The organism is Glycomyces sambucus, assembly GCF_900102815.1.
In the GTDB taxonomy this organism is placed as follows: Bacteria; Actinomycetota; Actinomycetes; order Mycobacteriales; family Micromonosporaceae; genus Glycomyces; species Glycomyces sambucus.
Map to the genome: position 1 here is coordinate 42726 of NZ_FNGF01000012.1, position 9764 is coordinate 52489.

Here is a 9764-nt window from a genome sequence, read left to right on the forward strand (position 1 = left end):
CGAGACGAAGGAGACCGATGACCGACGCGCACGTGCCGGGGCCGGACGCACCAGGATTCGACGGGCCGGGGCTCGAACGGCCCGGGCTCGACGGGCCGGGGCTCGAACCACCCGGTTCCGACGTCCCCGGTCTCGACGTCGCCGGGCTCGCCCGCTGGCTGGCCCGGGAGCACCCCGGGCTGGCCGGGGCGGGGCCGCTGCGGGCCGCGCTCATCGACGGGGGCCGCTCGAACCTGACGTACCGGGTCGAGGGGTCGGCGGCGCCGCTGGTGCTGCGCCGCCCGCCCCTGGGGCACGCCCTGCCGACCGCGCACGACATGCGCCGCGAGCACCGGGTCATCTCGGCGCTCCGCGGGACGATCCCCGTACCGGCCACTGTGGACGTGGTGGACGACACGGGGGCCCGCGAGGTCACCGGCACGGTCTTCTTCGTCATGGAGCATGTCGACGGCCAGGTCCTGGACCACCCGGCCAAGAACGCCGGCTGGGCCCCGGAGGGCCTGCACCGCTTGGGCATCGAGGTCGCCGAAGTGCTCGCGGACCTGCACGCCGCCGAGCCGGGACCGCTCGGCCTCGGCGGCTTCGGCCGGCCCGACGGGTACCTCGACCGGCAGATGCGCACCTGGCGGCGCCAGCTCGACGCGTCCCGGTCCCGGGAGGTCCCGGACCTGGACGCGCTCGGCGCGCGCCTCGCGGCCGGCGTCCCGGTCTCGGCGCGTGCGGGGATCGTCCACGGCGACTACCGGCTCGACAACATGCTCGTGGCCGGGCCGGCGGACGCGCCGCGCATCGCCGCGGTCCTCGACTGGGAGATGGCCACCCTCGGCGACCCGCTCGTGGACCTGGGGATGCTCGGCATGTACTGGCACATCAGGGAGATGGCCGGGGACGCGGGCGCGGCGGGCGCGATCGTGCCCGGCGCCGGCTACCCCGCGTTCGCGGAGGCGGTCGACGCGTACGCCGCCCGCGCCGGGACCGCCGTCCCGGACCTGCGCTGGTACCGGTCGTTCGCCTGCTACAAGCTGGCGGTGATCCTCGAAGGCGTGCACTTCCGGTTCAGCAGGGGACAGACCGTGGGGGAGGGCTTCGACGCGATCGGCGCGCTCGTGGCGCCCCTGGCGAAGGAGGGGCTGTGGATTTCCGACCCGACGAGATGACCCGCGCGTTCGCCGACGAGGCGCGCACCTTCCTCGACGAGCACGTGCTCCCCGCCGAGCCCGTCCTCGCGAAGCAGGTCGCCGACACCCCCGGCGAGTGGACCGTCCGGCCCGTCGTGCGCGACCTCCAGGAGACCGCCCGCGAACGCGGCCTGTGGAACCTGTTCCTGCCGCCCGGCCCCCACGGCTACGGCGGCGGCCTCGCGAACCTCCGCTACGCGCCCGTCGCCGAGCTCACCGGCCGCAGCCCCCGGCTCGCTCCGGCCGCCATGAACTGCAACGCGCCCGACACCGGGAACATGGAGCTCCTCGCCCACTTCGGCACCCCCGAGCAGCAGGAGCGCTGGCTCGAACCGCTCCTGGAGGCCCGCATCCGGTCCGCGTTCTGCATGACCGAGCCCGGCACCGCCTCCTCCGACGCCTCCCAGATCGGCACCCGCGTCCATAGAGACGGAGCGGAGTGGGTCGTCAACGGGCACAAGTGGTTCGCCACCGGCGCCATGAACCCCGACTGCGAACTCCTCGTCGTCATGGGCAAGACCGACCCGAACGGGCCCCGCCACCGCCAGCAGTCGATGGTCCTCGTCCCGCGCGACACCCCCGGCGTCACCGTCGTGCGGCCCCTCACCGTCCTCGGCTACGACGACTGCGACCACGGCGGCCACGCCGAGATCCTGTTCGAGGACGTGCGCGTGCCCGCCGCGAACCTCCTCGGCGGCGCCGGCGACGGCTTCGCGATCGCCCAGGCCCGCCTCGGACCCGGCCGCATCCACCACTGCATGCGCGCCCTCGGCATGGCCGAACGCGCCCTCGACCTGGTGCGCGGCAGGGCGAACGAGCGCATCGCGTTCGGCGGGCCCCTCGCCCGGCAGGGGGTCGTGCGCGAATGGGCCGCCGACGCGCGCGTGGAGATCGAGGCGCTGCGCCTCCTCGTCCTCAAGACCGCGTGGCTCATGGACACCGCCGGGAACCGCAACGCCATGAAGGAGATCCAGGCGATCAAGGTCGCCGTGCCGCGCGCCGTCCAGCGCATCCTCGACCACGCCATCCAGCTGTTCGGCGCCGCGGGCCTCACCGACGACCACCCGCTCGCCGAGATGTTCGCCGCCGCCAGGGCCCTGCGCCTCGCCGACGGCCCCGATGAAGTGCACGCCTCCGCCCTGGGCAAGGCCGAGCTTCGGATACCCGCCACCCCAACGGAAGGAAACGCGCAATGACGCGCCAAACCGACCCCGCCGTCGACGGCCCCGGCCACGGGACCCTCTCGATCGCCGCCATCCTCGCCGAGTCCGCCCGCCGCCGCCCCGACGCCCCCGCCCTCCATTTCATGGGCGGCACCGTCCGCTACGGCGAGCTGTGGGACCAGACCCGCGCCTACGCCGGGGCCCTCGCCGCCCGCGGCATCGGGCCCGGCTCGCGGGTCGCCATGCTCGTGCCGAACGTCCCGGACTTCCCGCGCGTCTACTACGCGGCCCTCGCGCTCGGCGCCGTGATCGTCCCGATCCACCTGCTGTTCAAGGCCGACGAGATCGCGTTCGTCCTGGAGGACTCCGGCGCCGAGCTCCTGGTGGCCGCCGCCCCGCTCCTCGCCGAGGCCGCCCCCGCCGCCGCCCGCACCGGCACCCCGCTCACCACCGTCCTCGCCCCCGAGGGCCTGGAGGTCGGCGGGCACCCGCTGCCGCGCCTCGAAGCCGAAGCGGCCCAGGCGGAGCCGATCGAGCGGTACACCTCGGTGAACCCGCTCGACGCCGCCACCGTCCTGTACACCTCGGGCACCACCGGCACCCCCAAGGGCGCGGTCGGCACCCACCTGGCGATGGTCGAGCAGGTCCACGTCTCGCTCATCGACTCGTTCCCGATGGCCGCGGACGACGTGGTCTACGGCGGCCTGCCGTTCTTCCACTCCTTCGGGCAGATGGCGGTGCTCAACATCGCGTTCCGGCGCGGGGCCGCGATCATCCTGCTCCCGAAGTTCGACCCGGACGAGGCGCTGGCGCTCCTCAACCGCTACCAGGCGACCGTGTTCACGGCGGTGCCGACGAACTTCGCGGGGATGGTCGAGGCCGCGAAGCGCAACCCCGACCGGCCGCCGCTGCGGTTCGCCGTCTCGGGCGGCGCGGCCCTGCCGGTGGCGCTGCTGGAGGCGTTCGAGGCGGCGTACGGCGCGGAGGTCCACGAAGGCTACGGGCTCACCGAGACCGCGCCCTCGTGCACGTTCAACATGGTGGGCGAGCCGATCCGGCCCGGCACCGTGGGCACCCCGATCTGGGGCGTCGACGTGGCCGCCGCCGACCCCGACGCCGAGGACCGGATCGCGCTGCTGCCCGCGGGGGAGCTGGGCGAGATCGTGGTGCGCGGCCACAACCTCATGAAGGGGTACCTGGGCCGGCCCGACGCCACGGCGCAGACCATCGTGGACGGATGGTTCCGCACCGGCGACCTCGGCACCGTGAGCGCGGACCTGGTGGTGCGCATCGTGGACCGCAAGAAGGACATGATCATCCGCAACGGCTACAACGTGTACCCGACCGAGGTCGAGGCCGTCCTCGCCCGCTACCCGGGGGTCTCGATCGCCGCGGTGTTCGGGGTCGCGCACGAGACGCACGGCCAGGAGGTCCACGCCGCGGTCGTCCCGGCCGAGGGCGCGGTCCTCGACGCGGCCGCGGTGGTGGCGCACATGAAGGAGAAGGTCGCCGCCTACAAGTACCCGCGGGTCGTCCACGTGGTCGACGACCTCCCGCTCGGGGCGAGCGGGAAGGTCCTCAAGCGGGAGCTCGTGGAGCGGTTCGGGGCCCGGGCCGCGGTTCCCGAGGCGCCGGCCTAGGGCCCGTCCGGATGCACGGGACAGGCCCTAGCCCTCGCCGATCCGCAGCTCCGCCTCCACGGCGGCGCGCACGGGCGCGGGGACCGGCACCGGGCGGCGCCCGGCGCGGTCGACGAACACGTGCGTGAAGCGGCCCAGCGCGAGCGGCGCGCCCCGATCGGGCGCGCCCTCGCGCAGGATCGCCAGGTCCCACGTGACCGAGGTGGTCCCGAGGCGGGCCACGGCGATGTCGACCTCCAGGACCTCGGGGAACGAGGCGGGGGCCAGGAACTCGCACGACGAGGCCCGGGCCAGCCCGATGACGTCCCCGGCCGGGTCGAGGCCCGCGCGGTGCATCATCCAGGAGTTCACCGCCGAGTCCATCGCCTCGTAGTAGACGGTGTTGTTCATGTGGCCGTACTGGTCGTTGTCGTTCCAGCGCAGCGGGAACGGGTGGCGGTTGGTCAAGATCGCTCCTCCGGGGGCTTCAGTTCGCATCGGCACACGTGCATACTAGTAACATACCGACCGGTCGGTTTCACCGGTCCGGGACCGACAGGAGAACCCATGACCGCCACCGGCCGGCTCGACGCCGACTTCTACCACTTCCAGGACCTCCTCACCCCAGTGGAGCACGAAGCGGCCCTGCGCCTGCGCGACTTCATGGAACGCGAGGTCCGCCCCCTCGCCGACGACTACTGGGACCGCGCCGAGTTCCCCCACCACCTCGTCCCCGGCATCGCCGCCACCGGCGTCATCGGCACCGCCTGGCCCGAATCCCGCCGCTTCGAGAACAGCGCCCTCTTCCGCGGCTGGGCCGCCGTCGAGATCGCCCGCGTCGACGCCTCCTTCGCCACCTTCGTCGGCGTCACCTCCGGACTCGCCATGGGCGCCATCGGCGTCGGCGGCTCCGACGCCCAGCGCGCCGAATGGCTCCCGCCCATGGGCCGCGGCGAGGTCATCGGCGCCTTCGGCCTCACCGAACCCCTCGCCGGCTCCGACACCGCCCGCGGCCTGCGCACCACCGCCACCCGCCGCGGCGACACCTGGATCCTCGACGGCGCCAAGCGCTGGATCGGCAACGCCACCTTCGCCGACATCACCCTCATCTGGGCCAAGGACATCGACGACGGCCACGTCAAGGGCTTCATCGTCCGCAAGGACGCCCCCGGCTTCAAAGCCGAGAAGATCGAGCGCAAGCAGTCCCTGCGCGGCGTCCAGAACGCCGACATCACCCTCACCGGCGTCGAAGTCCCCGAGGCCGACCGCCTCCAGCGGATCGACTCCTTCAAGGACCTCGCCGGCGTCCTCGGCCCCACCCGCGTCGGCGTGGCCTGGGAGGCCATGGGCATCGCCCTCGGCGCCCACGAGGCCGCCGTCCGCTACGCCAAGGAGCGCGAGCAGTTCGGCCGCCCCATCGCCGCCTTCCAGCTCATCCAGCAGAAACTCGCCGAGAACCTCGCCGACGTCACCGCCGGACTCGCCGTCTGCGTCCGCGCCGCCCAGCTCGAAGACGCCGGCGAGCGCCGCGACGAGCACGCCGCGATGGCCAAGGCGTTCTGCACCGCCCGCATGAGGGACGTCGTCGCCCGCGCCCGCGCCGTCCTCGGCGGCAACGGCATCCAGCTCGACCACGGCGTCGCCCGCTACTTCGCCGACGCCGAGGCCGTCTACTCCTACGAAGGCACCTACGACATGAACACCCTCATCGTCGGCCGCGCCGTCACCGGACACCAGGCATTCGTCTGAAAGGAACCCACATGACCGAGGCATACATCGCCGCCACCGCCCGCTCCCCGATCGGCCGCGCCCACAAGGGCTCGCTCAAGGACGCCCGCGCCGACGACCTCGCCGCCCAGATGGTCAGCGCCGCCGTCGCCAAGCTCCCCGGCCTCGACCCCGCCCGCATCGACGACCTCCTCCTCGGCTGCGGCATGCCCGGCGGCCGCCAGGGCATGAACATGGCCCGCATCGTCGCCGTCCTGCTCGGCTGGGACACCGTCCCCGGCGCCACCGTCACCCGCTACTGTTCCTCCAGCCTCCAGACCACCCGCATGGCGTTCCACGCCATCAAGGCCGGCGAAGGCGACGTCTTCGTCTCCGCCGGCGTCGAATCCGTCTCCGGCATGGACATCGGCTCCAGCGACGCCATCCCCGGCGCCGACCTCGAGAACCCCGCCTTCACCGACGCCGTGCTCCGCACGAACAAGCGCGCCGGCGGCGCCTTCGGCTGGACCGACCCCCGCGCCGAGGGCCGCCTCCCTGACCCCTACATCGCCATGGGCCAGACCGCCGAGAACGTCGCCGCGATCCGCGGCGTCACCCGCGAGCAGCAGGACGCCTTCGCCGCCCGCAGCCAGCAGCGCGCCGAACGCGCGGTCGCCGACGGCTTCTGGGCCAGGGACATCACCCCCGTCACCCTCCCCGACGGCACCGTCGTCACCGCCGACGACGGCCCCCGCCCCGGCACCACGATCGCGAAGCTCGCCGGACTCGACCCCGTGTTCCGTCCGAACGGGACGGTCACCGCGGGGAACGCGTGCCCGCTCAACGACGGCGCCGCCGCCCTCGTCGTCGTCTCCGACCGCGTGGTGGCCGAACTCGGGATCGAGCCGATCGCCCGCATCGTCTCCACGGGCGTCTCCGGGCTCTCCCCGGAGATCATGGGCCTGGGCCCGGTCGAGGCGTCGCGGCGCGCGCTCGCGCTGGCGGGCCTGGGGATCGAGGACATCGACCTGGTCGAGATCAACGAGGCGTTCGCCGCGCAGGTGATCCCCTCGGCGCGCGACCTCGGCGTCGACGAGGAGCAGCTGAACGTCAAGGGCGGCGCGATCGCCGTCGGGCACCCGTTCGGGATGACCGGCGCCCGGATCACCTCCACACTGCTGAACGCTCTCGAGGACACCGGCGGGCGGTACGGCCTCGAGGCGATGTGCGTGGGCGGCGGGCAGGGCATGGCGATGGTCCTCGAACGCCTCTGAGCCGCTTGAGCTTTGATTCCACACGAAAGCGGCGCGGTCCCACAAGGACCGCGCCGCTTCGGGTTTCGCTACTCGGGGACGTAGAGGGTGATGGTCCGGGCGACGAGCGCGGGCTTGGCGGCGCCCTCGATCTCCACCGTGACGTCGTACCCGGCGCGCACGCCGCGGCCGGTTGCCTCGGCGCTGGCGAGTTCGACCACCGCGCGGACGCGGGCGCCGACCGGCACGGGCTGGAGGAACCGGAGCCGGTCGAGCCCGTAGTTGACGGACATGGCGAGGCCGTCGATCACGATGAGGCCCTTGAGGAGCCCCGGGAGCAGCGACAGGGTGAGGTAGCCGTGGGCGATGGGCCCGCCGAAGGGCCCGGCGGCGGCGCGCTCGGGGTCGGTGTGGATCCACTGGTGGTCGCCGGTGGCGTCGGCGAACGCGTCGACGCGCTCCTGGTCGATCCGGAGCCAGTCGCCGACGGCCTTGGCGCCGAGGGCGTTGACGAGGTCTTGGGGGGAGGCCGCGGTGATGGTCACGCCTTCGGCCCTCCCGCCACGTACAGGACCTGGCCGGAGACGAACCCGGCGTCCTCGGAGCAGAAGAACGCGACCGCGGCGGCGATGTCCTCGGGCTGGCCGACGCGCCCGACCGGGGTCTCCTTGGCCGCGTGGGCGAGGAAGTCCTCGAAGGGCACGCCGATCCGCTCGGCGGTGGCCTTGGTCATCTCGGTCTCGATGAACCCGGGCGCGACGGCGTTCGCGGTGATCCCGAAGCGGCCCAGCTCGATCGCGAGGGTCTTGGTGAAGCCCTGCATGCCGGCCTTGGCGGCGGCGTAGTTCGCCTGGCCGCGGTTGCCGAGCGCGGAGGTGCTGGAGAGGTTGACGATCCGGCCCCAGCCCGCGTCCACCATGGACGACTGGACGGCGCGGCTCATGAGGAACGCGCCGCGCAGGTGGACGCCGAGGACCGCGTCCCAGTCGCCCGCGCTCATCTTGAACAGGAGGTTGTCGCGGAGGATGCCGGCGTTGTTGACGAGGATCTGCGGCGGGCCGAGCTCGGCGGCGACGCGGGCGACGGCCGCGGCGGCGGCCTCCTCGTCGGCGACGTCGGCGCCCACGGCGATCGCCCTGCCGCCCTTGGCGTTGATCGCGTCGGCGGTGGTCCGCGCCTGCTCCTCGGCGAGGTCGAGGACGGCGACGGCGTGGCCGTCGGCGGCGAGGCGGCGGGCCGTGGCGGCCCCGATGCCGCGCGCGGCGCCGGTGACGATGGCGGTCCTTGCGGTCATTGGCTTGGGTCCCTTCGAAGGTCAGAACACGATGAGCTGGCGCAGGGCCTCGCCCGCGGCGAGGCGGTCGAGGGCCTGCGGGAGGCCGTCGAGGCCGATGCGGTCGGAGACGAGCCGGTCGAGCGGGAGCCGCCCGGCGCGCCAGAGGCCGGCGTAGCGGGGGACGTCGTCGCCGGGCACGGCCGAGCCGAGGTAGGAGCCGACGACGGTGCGGGCCTCGGCCGTCAGGCGCAGCGGCGCGATCGAGGCGCGCGCGTCGGGGTGGGGGAGGCCGACGGTGACGGTGGTGCCGCCGGGCGCGGTGAGCGCGAACGCGGTCTCGAAGGCGCGGGCCGACCCGGCGGCCTCCACGACGACGGGCGCGCGCAGGTCGCCGAGGCGGTCCGGGGTGCAGGCGTCGGCGCCGAGGGACCGGGCGAGGTCGAGCTTCGCGGGGACGGTGTCGACGCCGACCACCCTGTGGCCCAGTGCCTGCGCGACGAGGAGCGCGGCCATGCCGACGCCGCCGAGGCCGACGACGGCGACCGTCTCGCCCGGGTTCGGCCTGCCCGCGTTGACGACCGCGCCGCCGCCGGTGAGCACGGCGCAGCCGAGGAGCGCGGCGATGTCGGGCGGCACGTCGTCCTCGACGGGGACCACGGAGCTCTCGGAGACCACGGCGCGGGTCGCGAACGCGCTGACGCCGAGGTGGTGGGCGACGGGTTCGCCGCCGCGGCGCAGGCGCACGGCGCCGCCGACGAGGGTCCCGGCGGCGTTCGCGGCGCTGCCGACCGCGCAGGGGAGGCGCCCGAGGGTGCCGCACTCCTCGCAGCGGCCGCAGCGGGGGAGGAAGGTCATGACGACCCGGCGGCCGACCGCGATGCCGGTGCCGGGCCCGGCGGCCTCGACGATCCCGGCGGCCTCGTGGCCCAGGAGCATCGGCACGGGCCGCACGCGGCTGCCGTCGACCACCGACAGGTCCGAGTGGCACAGCCCCGCGACCTCGACCCGGACCAGCAGCTCGCCCGGCCCGGGGCCGTCGAGTTCCAAGGGGCCCAGCGTGAGCGGCATCGACTCGGCGTACGGGCCCGGCGCGCCGCAGCGCTCCAGCACGGCTCCGGTGATCTCCACGGCGACCTCCTCGTCATCGGGGTGGTGCACGGCCATCCTCGCGGCACCGCGCGGCCGGCCCGCAGCGGGCCGGCCGGTTCCGCTCAGCATACCGACTGGACGGTTTGTAGCGCTACCCCCGTCCCCGCGAGCACCGCCGACCGTGCCGACCGTGCCGACCGTGCCGACCGTGCCGACCGTGCCGACCGTGCCGACCGTGCCGACCGTGCCGACCGTGCCGACCGTGCCCTACCCGCCGTCCTGGCGCGGCGGCCCGCCGTCCCCCGCCGTGTGGCGATCTCCACAGAAGGATGCACTCAGTGCATCGTTGCATTTAGTGTAGGCGGCATGGCCGAAGCCACCGGACCCGTCGACCGACGCGCCGCCCTCAAAGCCAAGAGCCGCCGCGCCATCCTCGACGCCGCCGCCGACCTCATGACCCGGCGCCGCACCGCCGACTT

9 protein-coding genes are annotated in these 9764 nt (G+C 74.1%); 5 read left to right on the top strand and 4 right to left on the bottom strand.

Features of this window, described 5'->3' with window-relative positions:
- Positions 1 to 17: 17 nt before the first annotated feature.
- The 3 genes from BLS99_RS25310 to BLS99_RS25320 are packed head-to-tail and all read left to right on the top strand — an operon-like array spanning position 18 to position 3981.
- On the top strand, positions 18 to 1157 hold the full coding sequence (locus BLS99_RS25310) for a phosphotransferase family protein (protein ID WP_091054518.1): 1140 nt from the start codon (positions 18 to 20) through the stop codon (positions 1155 to 1157).
- Positions 1133 to 2374, top strand: a complete 1242-nt coding sequence (locus BLS99_RS25315; RefSeq protein ID WP_245712413.1) for an acyl-CoA dehydrogenase family protein — start codon at positions 1133 to 1135, stop codon at positions 2372 to 2374. Before BLS99_RS25310 ends, BLS99_RS25315 begins: the two co-directional genes overlap by 25 nt.
- Positions 2371 to 3981 carry an AMP-binding protein gene (locus tag BLS99_RS25320; protein WP_091054520.1) on the top strand — a complete coding sequence of 537 codons (1611 nt, stop codon included), beginning with the start codon at positions 2371 to 2373 and terminating at the stop codon, positions 3979 to 3981. Before BLS99_RS25315 ends, BLS99_RS25320 begins: the two co-directional genes overlap by 4 nt.
- A 27-nt stretch (positions 3982 to 4008) precedes the next feature.
- On the opposite strand, the gene BLS99_RS25325 is transcribed toward BLS99_RS25320, so the two are convergent.
- Positions 4009 to 4428 (bottom strand): acyl-CoA thioesterase, encoded by a 420-nt coding sequence (locus tag BLS99_RS25325; protein ID WP_245712414.1) that lies wholly within the window; start codon positions 4426 to 4428, stop codon positions 4009 to 4011.
- Between the two features lie 99 nt (positions 4429 to 4527).
- Here BLS99_RS25325 and BLS99_RS25330 point away from each other — a divergent pair, with 99 nt between their 5' ends.
- Together BLS99_RS25330 and BLS99_RS25335 are read left to right on the top strand one after the other, a co-directional pair.
- A complete protein-coding gene (locus BLS99_RS25330; protein ID WP_091054522.1) occupies positions 4528 to 5709 on the top strand; it encodes an acyl-CoA dehydrogenase family protein in 1182 nt (393 codons plus the stop codon).
- A gap of 11 nt (positions 5710 to 5720) precedes the next feature.
- Positions 5721 to 6941, top strand: coding sequence for an acetyl-CoA C-acetyltransferase (locus tag BLS99_RS25335; protein WP_091054523.1), 1221 nt, complete (start codon positions 5721 to 5723; stop codon positions 6939 to 6941).
- A 68-nt stretch (positions 6942 to 7009) separates the two neighbouring features.
- Here the strand turns inward: BLS99_RS25335 and BLS99_RS25340 are convergent, their stop codons facing one another.
- The 3 genes from BLS99_RS25340 to BLS99_RS25350 are packed head-to-tail and all read right to left on the bottom strand — an operon-like array spanning position 7010 to position 9324.
- Positions 7010 to 7465: a MaoC family dehydratase gene (locus BLS99_RS25340; RefSeq protein ID WP_091054524.1), complete on the bottom strand. Its 456-nt coding sequence runs from the start codon at positions 7463 to 7465 to the stop codon at positions 7010 to 7012.
- The gene (gene fabG / locus BLS99_RS25345; RefSeq protein WP_091054525.1) at positions 7462 to 8214 is read right to left on the bottom strand and encodes a 3-oxoacyl-ACP reductase FabG; all 753 of its coding nucleotides are present in this window, start codon (positions 8212 to 8214) and stop codon (positions 7462 to 7464) included. Before fabG ends, BLS99_RS25340 begins: the two co-directional genes overlap by 4 nt.
- Positions 8215 to 8235: 21 nt before the next feature.
- On the bottom strand, positions 8236 to 9324 hold the full coding sequence (locus tag BLS99_RS25350) for an alcohol dehydrogenase catalytic domain-containing protein (RefSeq protein WP_091054532.1): 1089 nt from the start codon (positions 9322 to 9324) through the stop codon (positions 8236 to 8238).
- Between the last annotated feature and the right edge of the window lie 440 nt (positions 9325 to 9764).

What these genes read in the sequence shown, in the direction of transcription:
- fabG (WP_091054525.1), bottom strand. Translation starts at nt 8,214, where the DNA reads ATGACCGCAAGGACCGCCATCGTCACCGGCGCCGCGCGCGGCATCGGG.
- BLS99_RS25330 (WP_091054522.1), top strand. Translation starts at nt 4,528, where the DNA reads ATGACCGCCACCGGCCGGCTCGACGCCGACTTCTACCACTTCCAGGAC.
- BLS99_RS25335 (WP_091054523.1), top strand. Translation starts at nt 5,721, where the DNA reads ATGACCGAGGCATACATCGCCGCCACCGCCCGCTCCCCGATCGGCCGC.
- BLS99_RS25320 (WP_091054520.1), top strand. Translation starts at nt 2,371, where the DNA reads ATGACGCGCCAAACCGACCCCGCCGTCGACGGCCCCGGCCACGGGACC.
- BLS99_RS25310 (WP_091054518.1), top strand. Translation starts at nt 18, where the DNA reads ATGACCGACGCGCACGTGCCGGGGCCGGACGCACCAGGATTCGACGGG.